Annotated in this window: 20 protein-coding genes; 5 read left to right on the top strand and 15 right to left on the bottom strand. The window is 65.9% G+C overall.

Annotation, left to right across the window (positions count from 1 at the left end; translation table 11 throughout):
* Positions 1–2: 2 nt before the first annotated feature.
* From AC3IR9_RS07165 to grxD, 7 genes are all read right to left on the bottom strand, one after another.
* Complete coding sequence (locus tag AC3IR9_RS07165) at positions 3–1,175, bottom strand: PilW family protein (RefSeq protein ID WP_489295004.1); 1,173 nt, start codon at positions 1,173–1,175, stop codon at positions 3–5.
* On the bottom strand, positions 1,172–1,669 hold the full coding sequence (gene pilV / locus AC3IR9_RS07160; RefSeq protein WP_489295749.1) for a type IV pilus modification protein PilV: 498 nt from the start codon (positions 1,667–1,669) through the stop codon (positions 1,172–1,174). The genes AC3IR9_RS07165 and pilV overlap by 4 nt, the downstream gene beginning before the upstream one ends.
* A complete protein-coding gene (locus tag AC3IR9_RS07155; protein ID WP_489295747.1) occupies positions 1,669–2,184 on the bottom strand; it encodes a GspH/FimT family pseudopilin in 516 nt (171 codons plus the stop codon). Before AC3IR9_RS07155 ends, pilV begins: the two co-directional genes overlap by 1 nt.
* Positions 2,185–2,412: 228 nt before the next feature.
* Entirely contained in the window at positions 2,413–3,801 is a 1,389-nt protein-coding gene (ppnN, locus tag AC3IR9_RS07150) for a nucleotide 5'-monophosphate nucleosidase PpnN (RefSeq protein ID WP_489295002.1), read from the bottom strand.
* 260 nt (positions 3,802–4,061) lie between these two features.
* Complete coding sequence (locus tag AC3IR9_RS07145) at positions 4,062–7,298, bottom strand: TonB-dependent receptor (protein WP_489295001.1); 3,237 nt, start codon at positions 7,296–7,298, stop codon at positions 4,062–4,064.
* A 313-nt stretch (positions 7,299–7,611) separates the two neighbouring features.
* Complete coding sequence (locus AC3IR9_RS07140; protein WP_489295000.1) at positions 7,612–8,355, bottom strand: SDR family NAD(P)-dependent oxidoreductase; 744 nt, start codon at positions 8,353–8,355, stop codon at positions 7,612–7,614.
* Positions 8,352–8,672 carry a Grx4 family monothiol glutaredoxin gene (gene grxD / locus AC3IR9_RS07135; protein WP_489294998.1) on the bottom strand — a complete coding sequence of 107 codons (321 nt, stop codon included), beginning with the start codon at positions 8,670–8,672 and terminating at the stop codon, positions 8,352–8,354. The genes AC3IR9_RS07140 and grxD overlap by 4 nt, the downstream gene beginning before the upstream one ends.
* Before the next feature lie 119 nt (positions 8,673–8,791).
* Between grxD and AC3IR9_RS07130 the strand changes: the two genes are divergently transcribed.
* On the top strand, positions 8,792–9,373 hold the full coding sequence (locus AC3IR9_RS07130; RefSeq protein WP_489294997.1) for a superoxide dismutase: 582 nt from the start codon (positions 8,792–8,794) through the stop codon (positions 9,371–9,373).
* A 103-nt stretch (positions 9,374–9,476) separates the two neighbouring features.
* Here AC3IR9_RS07130 and AC3IR9_RS07125 read toward each other — a convergent pair whose 3' ends face one another.
* Complete coding sequence (locus tag AC3IR9_RS07125) at positions 9,477–10,625, bottom strand: 5-(carboxyamino)imidazole ribonucleotide synthase (RefSeq protein WP_489294995.1); 1,149 nt, start codon at positions 10,623–10,625, stop codon at positions 9,477–9,479.
* Positions 10,622–11,125, bottom strand: a complete 504-nt coding sequence (gene purE, locus AC3IR9_RS07120) for a 5-(carboxyamino)imidazole ribonucleotide mutase (protein WP_489294994.1) — start codon at positions 11,123–11,125, stop codon at positions 10,622–10,624. The genes AC3IR9_RS07125 and purE overlap by 4 nt, the downstream gene beginning before the upstream one ends.
* A gap of 59 nt (positions 11,126–11,184) precedes the next feature.
* On the opposite strand from purE, the gene AC3IR9_RS07115 reads away from it, so the two are divergent.
* From AC3IR9_RS07115 to AC3IR9_RS07100, 4 genes are all read left to right on the top strand, one after another.
* Positions 11,185–11,454: a Trm112 family protein gene (locus AC3IR9_RS07115; RefSeq protein WP_489294993.1), complete on the top strand. Its 270-nt coding sequence runs from the start codon at positions 11,185–11,187 to the stop codon at positions 11,452–11,454.
* The gene (gene nadC, locus AC3IR9_RS07110; protein WP_489294991.1) at positions 11,451–12,308 is read left to right on the top strand and encodes a carboxylating nicotinate-nucleotide diphosphorylase; all 858 of its coding nucleotides are present in this window, start codon (positions 11,451–11,453) and stop codon (positions 12,306–12,308) included. Before AC3IR9_RS07115 ends, nadC begins: the two co-directional genes overlap by 4 nt.
* Positions 12,309–12,446: 138 nt before the next feature.
* Positions 12,447–13,550, top strand: a complete 1,104-nt coding sequence (locus AC3IR9_RS07105) for a DUF2272 domain-containing protein (RefSeq protein ID WP_489294990.1) — start codon at positions 12,447–12,449, stop codon at positions 13,548–13,550.
* 81 nt (positions 13,551–13,631) lie between these two features.
* Positions 13,632–13,988, top strand: a complete 357-nt coding sequence (locus AC3IR9_RS07100; protein WP_489294989.1) for a DUF3301 domain-containing protein — start codon at positions 13,632–13,634, stop codon at positions 13,986–13,988.
* Positions 13,989–14,113: 125 nt separating this feature from the next.
* Here AC3IR9_RS07100 and AC3IR9_RS07095 read toward each other — a convergent pair whose 3' ends face one another.
* The 6 genes from AC3IR9_RS07095 to AC3IR9_RS07070 all read right to left on the bottom strand — a co-directional run bounded on the left by AC3IR9_RS07095 (position 14,114) and on the right by AC3IR9_RS07070 (position 19,268).
* Entirely contained in the window at positions 14,114–14,557 is a 444-nt protein-coding gene (locus tag AC3IR9_RS07095; RefSeq protein ID WP_489294988.1) for a ClpXP protease specificity-enhancing factor, read from the bottom strand.
* A 160-nt stretch (positions 14,558–14,717) separates the two neighbouring features.
* Entirely contained in the window at positions 14,718–15,353 is a 636-nt protein-coding gene (locus tag AC3IR9_RS07090) for a glutathione S-transferase N-terminal domain-containing protein (RefSeq protein WP_489294987.1), read from the bottom strand.
* A 160-nt stretch (positions 15,354–15,513) separates the two neighbouring features.
* Positions 15,514–16,215 carry a cytochrome c1 gene (locus AC3IR9_RS07085; protein WP_489295746.1) on the bottom strand — a complete coding sequence of 234 codons (702 nt, stop codon included), beginning with the start codon at positions 16,213–16,215 and terminating at the stop codon, positions 15,514–15,516.
* 37 nt (positions 16,216–16,252) lie between these two features.
* On the bottom strand, positions 16,253–17,512 hold the full coding sequence (locus AC3IR9_RS07080) for a cytochrome b (RefSeq protein WP_489294986.1): 1,260 nt from the start codon (positions 17,510–17,512) through the stop codon (positions 16,253–16,255).
* 2 nt (positions 17,513–17,514) lie between these two features.
* A complete protein-coding gene (petA, locus tag AC3IR9_RS07075; RefSeq protein WP_489294985.1) occupies positions 17,515–18,135 on the bottom strand; it encodes a ubiquinol-cytochrome c reductase iron-sulfur subunit in 621 nt (206 codons plus the stop codon).
* A 182-nt stretch (positions 18,136–18,317) separates the two neighbouring features.
* Complete coding sequence (locus AC3IR9_RS07070; RefSeq protein ID WP_489294984.1) at positions 18,318–19,268, bottom strand: lytic transglycosylase domain-containing protein; 951 nt, start codon at positions 19,266–19,268, stop codon at positions 18,318–18,320.
* Positions 19,269–19,278 lie beyond the last annotated feature (10 nt).

Here is a 19,278-nt window from a genome sequence, read left to right as displayed (position 1 = left end):
GCTCAGTTTCCGAACAGTCGGTTGCGCAGTGCCACCGACACCTCGTATGAGGCGCGGTAACGGCGATCATTGGTCGTAGGTGGATTGAAGCCCACGCCGAGTACGCCCAGCTGGGCGACAGCGACGTCGGCCTGCTCAGCCGAGGCCGGCTGCGGGCTGCGCACCAGGATGCCCAGTTGCACCATGCCGACCCGCCGCCACTCCGCCACCGCACTGGCGTCGGTCCCCGTGCTGACATCGGCGGCGGTGCGCTGGACGGTAATCCTGCCCGTCGGCGGGGCGACGCTGCTGATGTTCGGCTCGGCGTCCAGTCCGTAAAGGAACTGCAGGCTTTCGATACCCTCGACCAGTTCCTCACCGTTCTCGAAGGTGCCACCGCCATTGGCCCGCGCGCGGTACAACGCCGGCTCGTTGGCCGGGTTGGTCGCCACGTAATACGCCACCGCTTCAGCACGGTAGACCATGGTGACGGCATTGTTGGCAGCGTAGCTGGCCAGCGACGTGGCCGAGGCAGTTATCGTGTTGGCCGCCAGGCTGCCCGCGAACACATCGACCCGACTGCAGTCGGAAACGGCGAACAGGGAGGGCGTCGTGGCCGTACCGGCGGACAGGCGCGCGGCGGCATCGGAGGCCACGGTCACTTCAGAATCGGTGCCGTTGGTGATGTTCAGTACGGGCGACCCTTCCGAGGTGAGATACCGCATCATCAGGATGTCGCTGCCACCGATCGGTGCCGGTGTCAGGCCACTGATCGCACTCGGCACGCTGCCTGCAGCCGACCAGGTACCGCCAATGGTGAGCGCATCGCCCGGTGCGGTGCCGTCAGCTTCGTAGCCCTGGATAGGCACCGAGAAATCCAGCGGGCTGCCGTCGCCCTCGGTGATGCCGGCGATGTTGACCCGAATGCTCTTCCCATCCTTGATCACATGGCCCTGGTCGTTGACGCACCCCATGTGCCCGGCCATGCGGATATCGCGCTCAAGGAAATCCAGCGCGAAACGCGCGTTCTCCTGCGTGCGCGCCGCACCCTCGGACAGCCGGGAGGCCGCATGCGAGGCCATGAAGATCTGCACCACGCCCAGCATCAGGACCAGGCCGATGACCATGGCGACCATCAGTTCAACCAGCGACATGCCGGCAGCTGTGCGACCAGCGCGGAACGAGGAGCGGCTCATAGACGCGTGACCAGAGTGAAGGTGGTGGTGGTATCGGCGTTGTCGGCATCCCAGCGCTCGTCGCCCCAGCCAATGCCTACGGTGACCAGGCCATCGATGACGCTGACGTTGGCGCTCGCTTTGTCCCCGAGGGTTTTGACCACCTGGCACTGCCAGCGGGTAATGTTGCTGGACTCGGCAGTGGCATCGGTGCCCACCGGCCAGGTACACGGCGCGGCTGCCACGGCCACGTCACCGGCGCCGAACGATGCAGTGGTGTAGTCACCGCCATTGAGCGTGGCAGTGCGCTGTACGCGCATCAATTCAATCAGGTCCGACGCCAGGTTGGTGGCCTGGGTACGCTGCCCCGAACTCTGCACAAAACGCACATTCATGGTCTGCAGCAGGGCGAAACCCAGCAGGCCGAACGCCAGCACCAGCAGCGCGACCAGCACTTCCAGCAGGCTGAAGCCGCCATTGCGACGGCGGCCGGAAAATCCGGAGCGGTTGCGCATCATGAGCAGGTTCCGTTGGTGGAGCGAACCTGACCGGACAGGTTCACGGTAAGGGTGCGGCGGGTCTCGCCACTCTTGCAGTCCGCCGGCGCGAGCGTGATCGACTGATCGCTGACGGCGCGGCGGCGGCCGCGCGGATCGAAGGCGATGACCGCTGGGTCCGGCGCGCCGACGCTCAGGCCTTTGTTGCCAGCGCTGTAGCGCAACACGGTATCGCCCGCGCCGAATGCCCCATCGCCATCGGCATCAGCCCAGGCCATTACGCCATCGGCCCAGTCGCCATCGCAGGCGGTACCGTCGGTGCTGCCGCAGACCCCGCCACCGGTGTTGTTGCGGATGCCCTCGCTGCGGGCCAGCGACAGCAGGCCGAGCAGTTCGTTGTTGCCGGTGCTGATCCGGTTGGAGCGCATCATTCCGGTGAAACTCGGATACGCGATACCGGCCAGCACTGAGAACACGATCAACGTGATCATCAACTCAACCAGCGTGAAGCCCTTGGATCGACGGACGGACATGGAACGCTCCCCAGCGTGATGACACAGAAGATGGACGAGGCTCCCCCCGGCAGCAAGCAGCGGCAGGACGAACGGTCGCCCGGGGGCGACGGGCGTCAACCGGTTGACGCCCATGGGCGGTGAAAAGGGGGATGGCTCCCTGCCACCCCCGCCACCCCCGCCCGGCCGACCGGCCAGGCGTCAGCGGGCGGCCCGGATCGTTCGATCCAGTCCGCCCGGCCACTCAGCTCAGGCCAGCACCTTGTAGCAGGGCTGGTACTCGCCGGAAATCTTCATCCGGCGCTGCTCGACGAAGCCGCGCAGCAGCTCGTCCAGGGCCTGCATCATGTCCGCGTCGCCGTGGATCTCGAACGGGCCGAACTCCTCGATGCGGCGCATGCCGTCTTCCTTGACGTTGCCGGCGACGATGCCGGAGAACGCGCGACGCAGGTCCGCGGCCAGCGCATGCGGCGGGCGCCCGTGGTGCAGGTCCAGCGCGGCCATCGCTTCGTGGGTCGGCACGAACGGCTGCTGGTAGTCCCACGGAATCTCGATGGACCAGTTGAAGAAGAACGAATCCTTCTGCGCCAGACGGTGCTCGCGCACGCGCTTGATGCCGGCGGACATCCGCCGTGCGACGGCCACCGGGTCGCCGATGATGATCTCGTAACGCGACGCCGCTTCATCGCCCAGGGTCAGGCGGATGAAGCGGTCGATCTGCTCGAAGTACGGCGCCGCCACGGTCGGGCCGGTCAGGATCAGCGGGAACGGCAGGTCCTTGTTTTCCTCGCGCAGCAGGATGCCCAGCAGGTACAGGATCTCTTCGGCGGTGCCGACGCCACCGGCAAACACGATGATGCCGTGGCCGATGCGCACGAACGCTTCGAGACGCTTCTCGATGTCCGGCATGATCACCAGGTGGTTGACGATCGGGTTCGGCGACTCGGCGGCGATGATGCCCGGCTCGGTCAGGCCGATGTAGCGGGTGACGGTCTTGCGCTGCTTGGCATGGGCGATGGTGGCGCCCTTCATCGGGCCCTTCATCGCGCCCGGGCCGCAGCCGGTGCAGATGTCCAGGCCGCGCAGGCCCAGCTCGTAGCCGACCTGCTTGGTGTACAGGTATTCATCGCGGCCGATCGAGTGGCCACCCCAGCACACCACCAGGTTCGGGTCGCCCGGGTTGAGGATGCGCGCATTGCGCAGCAGCCCGAACACCGCATTGGTGATGCCCTCGGACGATTCCAGTTCGGCTGCGTACTGCGGGCCCATCTCGATGGCCATGTAGGCCAGGTCGCGGACCACGGCGAACAGCAGCTCGGCCACGCCGCGGATGATCTCGCCGTCGACAAATGCCATCGCCGGCGCATTGGCCAGGTCGATGCGTACGCCGCGATCCTGCTGCGCCACCTGGATGTCGAAGTCCGGGTACAGATCGCGCGCCGCGCGCGGATCGTCGGAAGCACTGCCACTGGTGAGCACCGCCAGCGCGCAGCGCCGCAGCAGCTCGTGCATGCCACCACCAGAGGCATCGCGCAGGCGCGCCACCTCGGCCCGGGACAACACGTCCAGTCCACCGCGCGGGTAGATCCGCGCGTCCTGCACCGGCAGCGTACGCGCCGGCTTTTCGGTGATCGTCATTTCCATTTTTTTCGCTTCCTCAAGGTAGACGACTTTACTGCTGCCCCCTTAAAAAGCAAAACGGCCGGGAAACCCGACCGTTGGATGTGTTTTTCCTGCAGCCGGTGATTTGGGCCGCAGCGGCGCGCCAAGCAGCGCGCAACCAGACGACAATACATTACTGGCTGCAGGAGCACAAGCAGAGCGACCACGTATCGACCCACAACGGAAAACGGCCGGGTTTCCCCGGCCATTTTCACTTACGCATCAAGTTCGATGGATCAGAACTTGTACTTAAGGGTCAGCTGCATCGACCAGCGCGACACGCCGGTGTTGCCCTTGTCGTTGTTGTTTTCCTGGATCGCCGGCTCATCAACCGTGTTGAAGTTGTAGATGTACTTGCCGGTGGCCGGATCGATACCGGCGTAGCTGGCAACACGAGCGGTGGAGTTGAAGCCGTAATCCTCGATCTTGCCCCACTTCTTGTTGATCAGGTTGCCGACATTCATGATGTCCAGCGCCAGTTCACCCTTGTGCTCCTTCATGAAGCCCGGGAATTCCTGCGCGATGTGCACATCGAAACTGTTGGTCCACTTGGTACGGAAGGCGTTCGCCGGGGCGATACGGCCCTGGTAGGCCCCCAGTTCCGGGTTGTTGGCCAGCCAATCGAAGAAGGCCTTTTCCATCGCCGCGCCGCCGGTGAACTTGACGTCGCCCGGGCCGTTCGGCACGTAGAACAGGTCGTTGAAGTAACCGGCACCGGTGGCGGCGGCGGCATCGCCGTTCATGTCGTTGTAGTAGATGTAGCTGAACGGACGACCCGAACGGCCTTCGTAGAACAGGCCGACGGTGGTGTTGTAGTCGCCGAAGAACGCCTTCTTCCAGTTGATCGAGCCGGTGATACGGTCCTTGATCGCGTAGCGCGAGTCATAGGCCACGTTCTCATTGGCGGTCCCGATCAGGGTGCTGCCCCAGTTGGAGGTGTTCTGCGAGCTGGTCAGCGGGCTGACTTCCTTCGCGGCGGTGTAGGTGTAGGCCAGCGACCAGCCCCAGTTCTCGGCCAGCGGCTTGTTCAGACCAACGGTGAACTGACGGCTGCTGCCCTTGTCGGTGTTCTTCATCAGCAGCACGTCGCCGATGTCATCGGGACGGTTGGCCTTGCCACCGACCGCACCACCTTCGCGGATCGAGCAGTTGACGCCTACGCACGGCACGTAGCCCCCAGCATTCCAATACAGCTCACGACCATCCTGGCCAATGCGAGTGGCCGCAACGTCGCCGTTCTTGCCACGCAGGTCCAGGCGCTCGAAGTAAATGCCGTTGTTGACCTTGGTGTACAGGAATTCAGCCGACGCAACGATGCCGTACCACGGCAGTTCGTGATCGAAGGCCAGGTTGGTCTTCCACACCGACGGCAGCTTCAGGTCCGGCGCGGCAATGTCCACGTTCTGGCGCGCACCCGCACCGGCGCTCGGAATGTACGGCGGATCGGTTTCCGGGGTGAAGATCCCGTTCTGGTTGCGGACCGTGTACTCGATGTAGTTCAGACCGGTGTTCTGGTACGCACCGGCCAGCCACACGTTCGGGGCGGCGCCACCAAACAGGCCCACACCACCGCGCAGCTGGGTCGGGCGGTCACTGTCGAAGGTGTAGTTGAAGCCGAAGCGCGGCTGCACCAGCTTCTGGTCGGGCAGCTGGGTGTTGTCATACCCGTACAGTTCCATGATGCGCGGGTTGTACAGCTTCTGCGAACTGAAGTCCGGCATGTCGATACGCACGCCACCCTGCAGGGTCAGGTTGCTGTTGACAGCCCAGCTGTCCTGGATGAACACACCGGTGTTCTTCAGCGTGTACTTGGCCGGGATGTCGTCGTAGCTGCCGCCGGCACGCGGGGCGCGCACCACGTACTGGTTCACGCGGTTGTTGGCGAAGTCTTCCAGGTTCGAGAAGGTGTACGCGCCGTTGACGTTACGACCGTAGTAGTTCATCAGGTCGTTGTCGGAGTAATCGAAGCCGAACTTGACGGTGTGGTCACCGACGTACCAGGTGGCAGCACCGAAGGCGCTCAGTTCCTTGCTCTCGACCGCATTGACGTGCGAGTTCTGCTCGGTGCCGAAGTACAGCGAATCGTTGCCGCTGGCGCCGAAGCCACGGATCTGGATCTGCGGCAGGCTCGACGGGGTGGTGCGGATCGAGGTGTATTCCTTGTGCGACAGCTTGAACTCGGTCGAGAAGTTCTCGGACCAGTCACTGAACAGCTCACCCATCCAGGATTCGTAGGTTTTCGGCTGCTGGTACCAGAAGCTGCTCAGCGACACCGCGCTGTTGCTGATCTGCGGGAAGCGGACCACGTTCTGCTCGAGCTTGTTGTAACGCACGGCGGCACGGTGGTTGTCGCTGATGTTCCAGTCGATCTTCAGCGCGTACTCTTCCACTTCGGTCTTGTTGGACGGCGCGTTGAGCGAGCCGGCGTCAAAGCCGTAACCGGTGGCGATCTGCTGCGCACGGGCGATGTCGGCATCGGTGACGGTGCCCTTGCCGTACGGCGAGTCGGTCAGGCTGACGCCCGGCGCCGAGCGCTCCATCTTTTCGTAGTTGGCGAAGAAGAACAGCTTGTCCTTGATGATCGGGCCACCCAGGGTCATGCCGTAGGTTTTTTCGTCATCGAAGCCGTTGAAGCGGACGCCTTCCAGATCCTTGCGGACCATGTCCTTGTCGCGGTACGCGTAGTACACCGTGCCGCCAAAATTATTGGTACCCGACTTGGTCACCGCATTGATCACCGCACCGGTACCACCAGCAATGGTGGTGTCGTAGTTGGCGATGTCGATGTTGATTTCCTGGATCGCATCCATCGACACCGGCTGACGCTCGGTCGGCAGGTTGTTGGATTCCAGGCCGAACGGATCGCCAGCGCCGATGCCGTCGATGCGGATGGCGTTGTAACGGGTGTTCTGGCCACCGACCGAAATCGCGCCGTCAGCCTTGCTGACCTGCGAAATGCGCGGGTCCAGGCGGATGTAATCCTGGATGTTGCGGTTCACCGACGGCAGCGATTCGATGCTCTCGCGCGTGACGTTGGTGCCGGTGCCCATCTTGTAGGCACTGAAAATTTCCGACCCACCGGCCACGGCCACGACCTGCACGGCATCGAGGTTGGTAGCACCGGCCACATCACCGGCCAAGCTGGCGTTGATGGTGTTGACCTGGTTGAGGTTCAGGTAGACACCTTCTTCGGTCTTGGTGCCTTCACCGGACTTGTTGATTGTGATGGTGTACGGACCACCCACGCGCAGACCGCGCGCGCTGTAACGGCCCGATGCATCGGTGGTGGAGCGGCTGACCGTGCCCGACTCGGTGTGCGTGATGGTGACTTCGGCGCCGGCGACAGGCGTACCTGCGGCGGACGTGACCTGGCCGCCAACACCGGCAGAGGTGCTCTGGGCGAAGGCGGGAGCGGCGGCAAGTGCGGCCACGAGACCAAGAGCGAGCTTGGACATCCGGAGTGGGTGGGTCATTTTGGGGTAGCCTCGATGCGAGATTGGGGATGGCGGAGAAAAAAGCGCGCCCAAGCAGCCTTGCTGGCGGCTGACTGGACTTTGATCTGGGTTCCCTAGCCGCGTGCTGGATTCAGCCGCAACGGTTAACACTAGATTAACACGGTACTGGCGAATTGTGACGGTTTGGAGTCAGAACACACGCCATCACAACGGTATCGTGACGTTTTCTTCACATTTAGTGTGCGCTGCAGCAATGGCAGCGTCGTGACAGGCGCCGGCCGTTTGCCAGGCCACCGCTCGGCAATGGCCGGAAGCCGGCCAGCGACCGGCATTACCGTGCGGCCAGGACCTGTCCGCGATGGATGGCGCCAGCGCCGGAAAGCAACAGCACGGCCGCGGCGGCGCAATCGACCGGGTCGCGGGCACTGCGGTCTTCATCCAGCGAGAATGCACGGGCGCGCAGCGCCGTGCGCATGGGGCCCGGCTGCAAGCCACTGACCCGCACGGAAGTGCGCCCCAGTTCGTCGTGCAGGCTACTGATCAGCCCGCGCACGCCATGCTGGGCCGCGCCATAACCGCCCCAGTACGCCTGCCCTACCCGCGCCGGGTCGTCCACGGTGAACACCAGTGCCGCGTCCTCGCGCTGGCGCAGCAGCGGCAGGCAGGCCTGGGCCAGCCACGCCGGCGCGGTGAGATTGACGTGCACCGCGCGTGCGAAGACCGCCGGGTCGGTCAGTTCAAACGGGGTCAACCCCGCGAAATCGGCAGCGCAGTACAACAACCCGTCCAGCCGCCCCAGCTCGGCCTGCAGGCGCTCGGCCAGCACGGCATAGTCGTCCGGGGTCGCGCCTTCCAGGTCCAACGGGTACAGCAACGGCTCCGGCCCGACCGCCTGCACGGCGGCGTAGACCCGGTCGAGCCGGCGCGGCTTGCGCCCCAGCAGCACCACGGTGGCACCGGCCTGGGCACAGGCCACTGCCGCGGCACTGCCGAAGCCGCCGCCCGCCCCGGCAATGAGGATGGCCCGGTCGGCCAGCGCTGCAGTCCCGGCCACGACGGTCGGGACCGCGCTCATGGCTGCGATGCCTCTTCGACGATGCGCTTGAGCTCGCCGGACTCGAACAGCTCCAGCACGATGTCGCAGCCGCCGATCAACTCACCGTGGATGAACAACTGCGGGAAGGTGGGCAGGTTGGAGTAGCGCGGCAGGTTGGCGCGAACCTCCGGCTCTTCAAGCACGTTGACGGTACGCAGCGCAACGGCGCCGGCGGCCATCAAGGCCTGGATGGCGCGGTTGGAAAAACCGCACATGGGGTACTGCGGGGTGCCCTTCATGAACAACACGAGGGGGTAACGCTCCACTTCGGACTGGATCTGCTGCATCACCGCCACAACGACTCTCCCTGCGGGTTGGGACAACCGGACCTGGCCGGTCGGCTAGACTTCCCTCACCGCCATTGTAAGCCTTCCGGGCCTGCCTCCGGCGCCCCGTCCCCAAACCGTTGCGAGCCATGCCCCTCGACCTGCCCCGCCTGCCCTACGACCGCACTGCCCTGCAGCCGCATCTGTCGGCCGAAACGCTTGACCTGCACCACGGTCGCCACCACCGCGCCTACATCGATGCGGTCAACGCCCGCATCGAAGGCACGGAACTGGCCGACCTGCCGCTGGAGGATATCGTGCGCCAGAGCCAGGGCAGCCTGTTCGATGCGGCCGCCCAGGCCTGGAACCACGCGTTCTACTTCCAGTGCCTGCATCCGCGCGGCGGTGGTGACCCCAAGGATCGGCTCGGCGAGCTGGTCACCCGCCATTTTGGCGATGTGCGGCGCCTGCGCGAGGATTTCGACCGCGCTGCGCTGGGCCTGTTCGGCTCGGGCTGGGTGTGGCTGGTTCAGCACCCGACCGGCGCGCTGGCGATCCAGACCACCCGTAACGCGGGTACTCCCCTGACCGGGCAGAGCATTCCCCTGCTGGCCTGCGATGTGTGGGAGCACGCGTATTACACCGACTACCAGAACGAGCGGGCACGCTATCTGGAGGCGTTCTGGAAAATCGTCAATTGGGATTTCGCGGCCGCGCAGTTGCGCGATTGACGAGCCGTACCGAGAGGCGTACCGACCAACGGTCGGTACCTACCGGGATCTGGGTGGCTGTCGTACCGACCAACGGTCGGTACCTCCGGGCTGTGGGCCGGTGTTATCGGCGCAGCGCGGCGACTACCGGGGCGACCTGGGCGGCACGGTCCAACTGGCTGCCCACCGCTTCCAGTGCGTCGGCCAGCGTGTCGGCCTCGTCATCGCGGAGGGTCGCATGCCCTACCTTGCGGCCTTGGCGCGGCTGCTTGCCGTAGTCATGCCAGTGCCCGCCGGGCTGTCCGAGCACCGCACCGGCCTCGGGCATCGTGCCCAGCCAGTTGAGCATGCAGGCATGGCCCAGCATGCGGGTGTCGCCCAGCGGCAGGCCGAGCACGGCGCGCAGGTGGTTTTCGAACTGCGAGGTCTCGCTGCCTTCGATGGTCCAGTGGCCGGAGTTGTGCACGCGCGGTGCCATCTCGTTGACCAGCAGCTCACCATCGCGGCAGAACAGCTCCAGCGCGAACACCCCCACGTAATCGAGGTGCTCGGCCAACGCGCGCGCGTGGCCGATGGCAGCCTCGTGCTGGACCGGACTCAACCCGGCCGGCGCCAGGCTGGCCGAGAGCACGCCCTCGACATGCCAGTTGCCGGTCACCGGCCACGCACGGAATTCACCGTCGCGACCGCGCACGGCCACCACGCTGACTTCGCGATCGAAGGCCACGAAACCTTCCAGGATCAGCCCGGTTTTCTCGACGTAGTCGCCCAGGGCGGCCCACGCGGCGTCGATGTCGGCATCGCTGCGGATGCGGAACTGGCCCTTGCCGTCGTAGCCCAGGCGGCGGGTCTTGACGATGCAGGGCATGCCGAATTCGGCGACCCTGGCGGCCAGTTCCTCACGGCTGCCGATATCGGCGAACGGCGGCAGCGGAATGCCCAGCTGCTGGAACAGGGTCTTTTCGCTGAGCCGGTCCTGGGCCACGGCCAGCGCATCCGGATGGGGATACACCGGCACGCGCTCGGCCAGGAACCGGGCGCTGCGCGCCGGCACGTTCTCGAAATCGAAGGTGACCACGTCCACGCGGGCGGCGAACGCGGCCAGCGCGGCCTCATCCTCGAACGCGTCCACCTGCAGCGGCGCCACCTGGGCGCCACAGGCATCAGCGGCCGGGTCGAACAGCTCGAACCGCAGGCCCAGCGGTGCGCCGGCCAGGACCATCATGCGGGCGAGCTGGCCGCCGCCCAGGATGCCAACGGTCCTGGGGGTCATTGACGCGGGTCGTCGTGGGCCATGACGTCTTCGGTCTGGCGGGCGCGGAAGGCGTCCAGCGCCTGGCCGATGGCCGGCTGCTCCGGGGCCAGCATCGCGGCGGCGAACAGCGCGGCATTGGAGGCTCCGGCATTGCCGATGGCAAACGTGGCCACCGGAATGCCCGCCGGCATCTGCACGATCGACAGCAGCGAGTCCATGCCGTTGAGCGCCTTGGACTGCACCGGCACGCCCAGCACCGGCACGGCGGTTTTGGCTGCGATCATGCCCGGCAGGTGGGCCGCACCGCCGGCACCGGCGATGATCGCGCGCAGACCGCGCTGGCCGGCCTGTTCGGCATAGGTGAACAGAACGTCCGGCGTGCGGTGCGCCGAAACCACTTTCACTTCGTAGGGAACGCCGAGCGCATCAAGCTTCTGCGCGGCGTGCTGCATGGTTTCCCAGTCGGAGCGGGAACCCATGACGATGCCGACGAGCGGCGCGGATTGGTTGGGGGTCATTGGCCGTCACCTGCCTTAAAGACGTATTCTAGCCGTCTTCCACGCAAGACGAAGAATCCATGGATCGCAAGCTGCTCGACCTGCTGTGCTCGCCGGACACCCGCCAGTCCCTGTCCCTGCTCGACCCCAAGGGCCTGGAGGCACTCAACCGCGCGATCGGCGCCGGCAGCGTGGCCAAGGCCGATGGCAGCGCCCAGGCCCAGCCCCTGCGCGAAGCCCTGCTGACCCGCGACCGCAAGCAGGTGTTCCGCGTGGACGACGGCATTCCGGTGCTGCTGGCCGAAGAGGCCATCGCCACCGCACAGATCGCCGATTTCCCCGAAAAATGAGTCCGCCCAGGGTTGCGGCACCGGATGCCGCCGTAGTGGCCGCCGACGTGGCGCGTGCGCTGGCCGAGGATATCGGCAGCGGCGACGTTACTGCTGCCCTGCTGCCCGACCACGCAGACAGCGCCTACCTGCTGTGCAAGCAGGCGGCGGTGATTGCAGGGCGGCCGTGGTTCGATGCCACCCACCAGGCGTTGGACCGGGATGTCCGGATCCAGTGGCAGGTAGCCGAAGGTGACGCGGTCGCCGCCGGCACGGTGCTGGCGATCCTGCACGGGCGCAACCGCAGCCTGGTGAGTGCCGAGCGCACCTCGCTCAATTTCCTGCAGACACTGTCCGGCACTGCCACGACCACCGCCGCTTACGTCGCCGCCGTGGCCGGCACCGGCGCGCGCATTCTGGATACCCGCAAGACCCTGCCCGGGCTGCGCGTGGCACAGAAGTACGCGGTGCGCTGCGGCGGCGGCGACAACCACCGCATGGGCCTGTTCGACACGGTGATGCTCAAGGAAAACCACCTGCGTGCGGCCGGTTCGTTGACCGCGGCGGTGCAGTCCGCACGCGCGCAGTGGCCGCAGCTGCCGCTGGTGGTCGAGGTGGAAGACCTGGAGCAGTTGCGCGAAGCGCTGGTGGTGGGCTGCGAGCGCATCCTGATCGACGATTTCGATGCCGGGATGCGGCGGGAAGCCGTGCGCATTGCGGCCGGGCGGATTCCGCTGGAAGTCTCCGGCAGCGTGAGCCTCGAAGGCCTGCGCGCGATCGCCGAGGACGGCGTGGACTGCATTTCGATCGGCGGGTTGACCAAGCACGTTCACGCCATCGACCTGTCGTTGAAGTTGGGCCCGCCGCCGGGTTGAGCCGCGTGCCGACCAACCGTCGCTACCTACCCCGCCGGTAGCGCACGACCGTTGGTCGTGCGGCATCGACGTGCGGTGTTCACAGGATCGGCAGACCGGGTCTGCGAGGCTTGCCCTGCCCCCACCCGGAGAGCGCGCATGCGCCCCTTGTTCCTGCTTGCGTGCCTGTCGCCGCTGGCGACGCTGCTGCCGGCCACCGCGTCCGCGGCCGAGGTCTGCGACATCCCGCCCCGGTTCGGGCTGAGCCCCCTGGCGGTAACCATCGTGCAGACCGCCTGCAACGAACATCGGCTCTGGTATCGGCCGTTCATCGACCGCGACGGCCGCGTGGCCAGCATCAGCGCAACCGAAGCCGAGGATGTGCACCTCGCCGACAACGGCATGGTCGCCTGGCAACGCGTGGTGGGGTACTGGCGCCAGAGCGGCACACTGTCGCCGATGGGCGGCCAGCCCGGTGCATCCAGCTGCATGGCCCCGCCGGGCACGCGCTACACCGACACCGACTGCCGGGCCTTCCTGATCGACAACCCGTGGTCGGCCGCCTTCATTTCCTGGGTGATGACCCGCGCCAGCGTGCCGGGCTTTACCCGCTCTCCCCGGCACATCGACTACATCCGCGCGGCGTACCAGAACAATGGCCCGTACCGGATGACCGACCCGGCCGTTGAAAAGCCCGCGCCGGGCGACCTGCTGTGCTACCTGCGCGATCGCCGGGAAGCGCTCAGCTACAGCGGCCTGGTGCAGTCGCTGGGCAGTGGTGCGGTGAACCACTGGAAGTCGCATTGCGAGGTGGTGATCGCGGCCAACATGGGCGGCGACCGCACCCTGTACCTGATCGGCGGCAACGTGATGAACACCGTGGCGATGCGCAAGCTGTCGCTGGACCGCAGCGGTCGTATCGAGTTGCCGCCGGCCAAGGCCAATGCCAGCGATGGCATGGAACTGGGGTGCACGCCGGGCCGCGAAGAGGAATGCAACTTCAACCGGCAGGACTGGGCCGCACTACTGAAGCTGGTGGCGACCGCGCCTGCGGCGCTCCCGCCCTCGCCCACAACCCCGCCACCGGATGCGGAGGGCGTGCCACCGGGACCCGCCCAGCCGTTGCCGCCACCACGCCCGTTGCCGGTGTCGCCTGCTGCGCCGGGGGCGGCACCGATCCCGGCACGGCCGTCGTCGTTACCGGCTACGCCGCCCCAGCCTCCCGTGGCGTTGCCCGGGGCCACGCCACGCAACAGCGGGTGACGGGCGCGTGGCTGGCTTGATCCGTGCGAGGTTCGCCGCCATCTTGGAGCTTCCAACCGCTCAGAACGTACCGAGTCACCGATGCCCAGTTTGATCCTGCTGATGATTGCCGGCGCCTTCGCCTACGCGTTCTGGAACTCTTCGCGCGCCGCCGCCGAGCGTGCCGGCGAGCTGGGCCGCAATGCCTGCCGCGCCGCCGACGTGCAATGGCTGGACCAGGCGGTACACGCCACCGGGCTGCGCGTATGCCGCAAGCCCAGCGGCTGGCTGGGCTGGGAGCGCACGTTCAAGTTCGAGTATTCGCACGACGGCGTGGACCGCCACAGCGGTCGCATGGTGCTGCGCGGCGACGAACTGGTGGCGTTCGTGGGCCCGTCGGCGGCACGTATCAGCGAGATCCGGCGCGACATCGATACGAGCGATGCCGAAGACGTTTGAGCCCTGGAGCGCCAGGGTCCTGCTGCCCCACAGGTAGAGCCGACCGTTGGTCGGCTGTGGCGGGGTCCGGCGAAGGCCAGCTGAAGGCCAGCCGACCAACGGTCGGCTCTACGGGCGGTAATTGATTATTTGACTACGCGCAGGTGCGGGCGGCCGCTGGGCTTGGGCGGCGCATCGTCCGGTGGGCTCGGGCTGTCGTCGGGCGGCAGTTCATCGTCCGGACCGGGCTCGTGGCCGGGGATGTCATCGGGCAGCGCCATGCCCTGCCCCGTCTCGCGGGCATACACCGCCAGCACGGCCGAAATCGGTACCTGCACCGGGTAGCTGCTGCCCGAGAACCGCGCCGAGAAGCTCACGCTGTCATTGTCGATGTGCAGCTGCACCACCGCGCGTTCGGCGATGTTCAACACCACCCGGCCATCCTTGACCGCGCTCTGCGGCACCTGCACGCCGGGCATGCCGGCGTCGACCAGAATGTGCGGCGTCAGGTCGTTGTCGTTGATCCACTCCACCAGGGCCCGCAACAGGTACGGACGGTGGCTGGTCATGCGAAAAGTGTCTTCAGTCATATCGTGGCGCGGGGCCGTGCCCTGCTGTCTTGGATCCGATTGCGCAGCGACAAGTGTACGCGCCCGCATACCCGCCGGTCAGCCACCCCGGGCGGCCTGCGCCGCGCCGAAGCGGAATCATTCAGCGCACCGGCCCCCTGCGGCGGCCGATGCAGGACCATCAACCCGGCAGGTCGCGCAGCTTCTTTTCCTGGTCGGTCAGGCTGCGGATGAAACCGGGATGGCGGAAGATCCGGTTGCCGTAGTCTTCGATCGACTTGCCATCCTTGGGCAGCGGTATGTCCAGCGACTGCAGGCGCCAGATGATCGGCGCCATGGCGCAATCGGCCAGGCTCATTTCCGGGTTGAGGAAGAACTTGCTGGCCTTGAACAGCGGCACCGCACTGGTCAGCAATTCCTTCAGGCGCTTGCGCCCGGCTTCGGCCTGGGTCTTGTTGCCAAGCTGGATGGCCTGCACCTGCGGCACCCAGTCGTGCTCGATGCGCAGCATCGCCAGGCGGATGCGCGCGCGCGACAACGGGTCCACCGGCATCAACGGCGGGTGCGGATAGCGCTCGTCCAGGTACTCGCTGACCACCGACGCCGCGTACAGCACCAACTCGCGCTCGACCAGCGTGGGCACCGAGTGGTACGGGTTCAGATCGATGAGATCCTCAGGCGGATTCTGCGGATCGACCGGCACGAAATCGTAGGTGACGCCCTTGGCCGCCAGTACCAGCCGTACGCGATGGCACAGGACATCGTCGTTCGAGGAAAACAGCGTCAGGGTATTCCGCATGCGTACGCTCGCCGCCATCAAAGGCTCTCCAACGTCCGGTAACCGCCGGTCGCATCGGCGCCGCCAGCCCATTGCCGACGGTCGTCACAGTACCCGAGTGTGCAACCGCCCATCACAAAAGCCAATAGGCTGATCGAACCCGGGCCAGATCGATCTTCGCCGTGCGGCGCGAGGATGCTCAGTGCACGTCCTTCCAATATTCCTTCTTCAGCAGGTAAACCAGGAAGGTCAGCAGGGCCAGGAACAGGATCACCCAGACGCCGAGCTTCTGTCGCTTGAGCGCGGCCGGCTCACCGGCATACTCCAGGAAATTGGTGATGTCACGTACGGACTGGTCGTACTGCGCCGGGTCGACGTTGCCGGGCTGCTCGACCTTCAACCCGATCACCGGCGGGTCCAGGCCTGCTGCTTCGGACTTGCCGTGGATGGCGTGCTGCAGGCCCTGCATCTCCCACAGCGGGTTGGGCATGGAGGCATTGGGGAACAGGCTGTTGTTCCAGCCCAGCGGGCGCGTCTGGTCCACGTAGAACGACTTGAGGTAGGTATAGACCCAGTCGCTGCCCCGCACGCGGGCAATCAGGCTCAGGTCCGGCGGCATCTTGCCGAACCATTTTTCCGCCTCGGCCTTGGGCATGGAGACCGGAATCTGCTCGCCGATCGGGGTACCGGTGAAGTTGAGGTTGTTCATCACCTCTTCCTCGCTCAGACCCAGGTCTTCGGCCATGCGCGAGTACCGCAGGTACTTCAATGCGTGGCAGCCGGAACAATAGTTCATGTACAGCTGTGCACCGCGCTGCAGCGAGGCGCGGTCACTGAGGTCGTTGCCGGCCTGCAGGGTCTTGCCGCCCTCGGCGGCGCCGGCCAGGCTGCTGGCCAGCATCAGGGCGGCCGCGCAGGCCAGCCGGACAATCCAGTGGTCAGTCATGCGTGGTCACCCGATCCGGTACCGGTTTGGTCCTGTCCAGCCTGGTCCATATCGGCATGGTGATGAAGAAGGCGAAGTACAGGAAGGTCAGCACGCGGCCGACGTAGGTCTCGTGCGCATCGGTGCCCGGGCCGGAACCGATCACGCCCAGCCAGACGAAGCACACCGCGAATACCCCCAGCAGCACCCGCGACAGCACGCCCCGGTAGCGGTAGGACTTGACCCGCGCCCGATCCAGCCACGGCACCAGGAACAGGATGGCGATCGCCGAGAACATCACCAGCACGCCCCCCAGCTTGTTGGGCACCACCCGCAACATCGCGTAGTACGGCGTGTAGTACCACACCGGCTTGATGTGCTCGGGGGTGACCAGGCGGTTGGCCTCGGTGAAGTTGTCGTGCTCCAGGAACAGGCCACCGAAGGCCGGTGCGAAGAAGATGATGAAGGCCGCGATGACCAGCAGGAAGCCGGCGCCCACCCCATCCTTGAGCGTGTAATACGGGTGGAACGGGATGCCGTCGGTGGGCGCGGTGGCCGACCAGCGGTTGCCCTTGGGGCCCTTCTTGATCTCCACGCCGTCGGGGTTGTTGGAACCCACCTCGTGCAGCGCGCCCAGGTGCAGCACCACCAGCAACAGCAGCACCAGCGGCAGGGCGATCACGTGCAGGGCGAAGAAGCGGTTGAGGGTGGCGTCGCTGGGCAGGTAGTCGCCCATGATCCACTCGGTCAGCCCGTTGCCGATCACCGGGATGGCGCCGAACAGCGAGATGATCACCTTGGCTCCCCAGAACGACATCTGGCCCCAAGGCAGCACGTAGCCCATGAAGGCTTCGGCCATCAGCACCAGGTAGATCAGCATGCCAAGGATCCACACCAGCTCGCGCGGCTTCTGGTAACTGCCGTAGAGCAGGCCGCGGAACATGTGCAGGTAGACCACGATGAAGAACAGCGAGGCCCCGGTGGAGTGCATGTAACGGATCAGCCAACCCCATTCGACATCACGCATGATGTATTCGATGGAGGCGAACGCTTCGGCGGCGTTCGTCTTGTAGTGCATGGTCAGGAAGATGCCGGTGACGATCTGGTTGACCAGGATCAGCAGCGCGAGCGAGCCGAAGTAGTACCAGATATTGAAGTTCTTCGGCGCGTAGTACTCGCTGACATGCTTGCGGTATACCGGCATCAGGCCGGGCGCGCGGGCATTGACCCAGTCGGCGACGCCGGTGGCGGTGCGGGTAAGGATGTTGGCCATGCTCAAGCCGCCCCCTGCGGGTCAACGCCGATGATGATGGTGTTGTCGTCCTGGTAATGGTGCGGCGGCACCAGCAGGTTGATCGGCGCCGGAACATCCTTGAACACGCGACCAGACATGTCGAAGCGGGATTTGTGGCAGGGGCAGAAATAGCCGCCCTTCCACTGTGGGTCATAGGGCTCGGGCCGGATCTCGGCCACCATTTCCGGCGAGCAGCCCAGGTGCGTGCACAGCCCGACCAGCACCGACACATCGGACTTGATCGACCGGAATTCGGGATTCTGCTTGAGCACGTACTCGGGCTGCTGGTCCTTTTCGCCGGACTCGGGGTCCTTCAGCCGCCCGTCCAGGCCGTGCAGCGCTTCCAGGATGGCCTTGGAGCGCTTGACGATCCAGATCGGCTGGCCACGCCACTCCATGACCAGACGCTGGCCTTCCTGCAATGCACTGATATCGGCAATCACAGGGGCACCGGCCAGTTTGGCGCGGGCACTGGGATTCCAGGACTTGATGAACGGTACCGCTGCAAATCCGACGCCGACCGCTCCGACCACCGCAGTGGTTGCTGAAAGGAATCGTCGACGTCCGGTGTTGACTGGATCGTTTACCCCATCGTTGGCCATCCGGCACTCCGATATAGATTTAGGTAGCTAGAGGCTGCCAGTGGACCGGTGGGGGCCAGTCCACATTGAATCAGTCACGAGTGTAGCTGAACCGAAGTCGGCCACACAACGCGTTACTACGGAACAACACTACAGACAGACATTACGGCATTTGCGGCCGCCGGCGCCATGGGTGCGATGGATCATTGGGTACTGGCCTGCGCGCCGCGATAGCGGTCGGCCAGCTGCGCCACCCGTTTCACGTAGTACTGGGTCTCGCTGTAGGGCGGTACGCCACCGTGGCGGTCTACCGCCCCCTCGCCTGCGTTGTACCCCGCCGCGGCCAGGGTGAGGTTGCCATTGAAGCGCTTGAGCAGCCAGGACAGATACTGCACGCCACCGCGGATGTTCTGCGCGGCGTCATAGGAATCGGTGACGCCGAAGCGGCGCGCGGTCGGCGGCATCAGCTGCATCAGGCCCTGTGCGCCGGCACGACTCAGCGCGGTGGGGTTGTAGGCCGACTCGGCATGGATGATGGCGCGGACCACCGCCTCTTCCACGCCGAACTCGCGGGCGGCGGCGGCGATCTCGGCCTGGAAGGCGGTGGTATTGAGCCGCACCGAGCCGAAATTGACGCCCGGGTTGGCGCCGCAGGCGTAGCAGCGCTCGATGAAGCTGTAATGGATGGTGCGGACCTGGCCCAGGCTGGCCATCTGCGCCGGGCGGGCGCTGGTGTAATGGCGCACCCCGTCCTTCATATAGGAATAGACCTGGCCGGTGACCACGCGCTGGGCCTTGCCGGGCCGTGCAACGGGGGCCGACGGCGCGGTGAGCACGGTTGCCGGCTGGACCGGGGCGTTGGCGGTCAAGGCAGTCCCGACCCCGGCGCCGTCTGACCGGGCCAGGCTGGCGGCGGCGACGGCCACTGCGGGTACCGGGGCCGGCGCTGGTACTGGCGGCGCCACCTGACGGCGCGGCGCGCTGCGGTCGGGACGGTAGTTGCTGACCACGCTGCAGCTGGCACCGGAGACGCGCTTGCTGACATAGCTGGGGATGCCATCGGCGCCGACACACTTGTACAGCGTGCCCGCACTGGCCGGCAGCGCGGTCAGCGCAGCCAAGGCCAGCGCACAGATCCCCAAGATCCCCTTCATGGGCGCGAGT

This window comes from Stenotrophomonas sp. GL_101 (assembly GCF_057835675.1).
This window is presented reverse-complemented; position numbering and strand designations above follow the sequence as displayed.

What these genes read in the sequence shown, in the direction of transcription:
- AC3IR9_RS07165 (WP_489295004.1), bottom strand. Translation starts at nt 1,175, where the DNA reads ATGAGCCGCTCCTCGTTCCGCGCTGGTCGCACAGCTGCCGGCATGTCG.
- pilV (WP_489295749.1), bottom strand. Translation starts at nt 1,669, where the DNA reads ATGCGCAACCGCTCCGGATTTTCCGGCCGCCGTCGCAATGGCGGCTTC.
- AC3IR9_RS07155 (WP_489295747.1), bottom strand. Translation starts at nt 2,184, where the DNA reads ATGTCCGTCCGTCGATCCAAGGGCTTCACGCTGGTTGAGTTGATGATC.
- ppnN (WP_489295002.1), bottom strand. Translation starts at nt 3,801, where the DNA reads ATGACGATCACCGAAAAGCCGGCGCGTACGCTGCCGGTGCAGGACGCG.
- AC3IR9_RS07145 (WP_489295001.1), bottom strand. Translation starts at nt 7,298, where the DNA reads ATGACCCACCCACTCCGGATGTCCAAGCTCGCTCTTGGTCTCGTGGCC.
- AC3IR9_RS07140 (WP_489295000.1), bottom strand. Translation starts at nt 8,355, where the DNA reads ATGAGCGCGGTCCCGACCGTCGTGGCCGGGACTGCAGCGCTGGCCGAC.
- AC3IR9_RS07130 (WP_489294997.1), top strand. Translation starts at nt 8,792, where the DNA reads ATGCCCCTCGACCTGCCCCGCCTGCCCTACGACCGCACTGCCCTGCAG.
- AC3IR9_RS07125 (WP_489294995.1), bottom strand. Translation starts at nt 10,625, where the DNA reads ATGACCCCCAGGACCGTTGGCATCCTGGGCGGCGGCCAGCTCGCCCGC.
- purE (WP_489294994.1), bottom strand. Translation starts at nt 11,125, where the DNA reads ATGACCCCCAACCAATCCGCGCCGCTCGTCGGCATCGTCATGGGTTCC.
- AC3IR9_RS07115 (WP_489294993.1), top strand. Translation starts at nt 11,185, where the DNA reads ATGGATCGCAAGCTGCTCGACCTGCTGTGCTCGCCGGACACCCGCCAG.
- nadC (WP_489294991.1), top strand. Translation starts at nt 11,451, where the DNA reads ATGAGTCCGCCCAGGGTTGCGGCACCGGATGCCGCCGTAGTGGCCGCC.
- AC3IR9_RS07105 (WP_489294990.1), top strand. Translation starts at nt 12,447, where the DNA reads ATGCGCCCCTTGTTCCTGCTTGCGTGCCTGTCGCCGCTGGCGACGCTG.
- AC3IR9_RS07100 (WP_489294989.1), top strand. Translation starts at nt 13,632, where the DNA reads ATGCCCAGTTTGATCCTGCTGATGATTGCCGGCGCCTTCGCCTACGCG.
- AC3IR9_RS07095 (WP_489294988.1), bottom strand. Translation starts at nt 14,557, where the DNA reads ATGACTGAAGACACTTTTCGCATGACCAGCCACCGTCCGTACCTGTTG.
- AC3IR9_RS07090 (WP_489294987.1), bottom strand. Translation starts at nt 15,353, where the DNA reads ATGGCGGCGAGCGTACGCATGCGGAATACCCTGACGCTGTTTTCCTCG.
- AC3IR9_RS07085 (WP_489295746.1), bottom strand. Translation starts at nt 16,215, where the DNA reads ATGCTGGCCAGCAGCCTGGCCGGCGCCGCCGAGGGCGGCAAGACCCTG.
- AC3IR9_RS07080 (WP_489294986.1), bottom strand. Translation starts at nt 17,512, where the DNA reads ATGGCCAACATCCTTACCCGCACCGCCACCGGCGTCGCCGACTGGGTC.
- petA (WP_489294985.1), bottom strand. Translation starts at nt 18,135, where the DNA reads ATGGCCAACGATGGGGTAAACGATCCAGTCAACACCGGACGTCGACGA.
- AC3IR9_RS07070 (WP_489294984.1), bottom strand. Translation starts at nt 19,268, where the DNA reads ATGAAGGGGATCTTGGGGATCTGTGCGCTGGCCTTGGCTGCGCTGACC.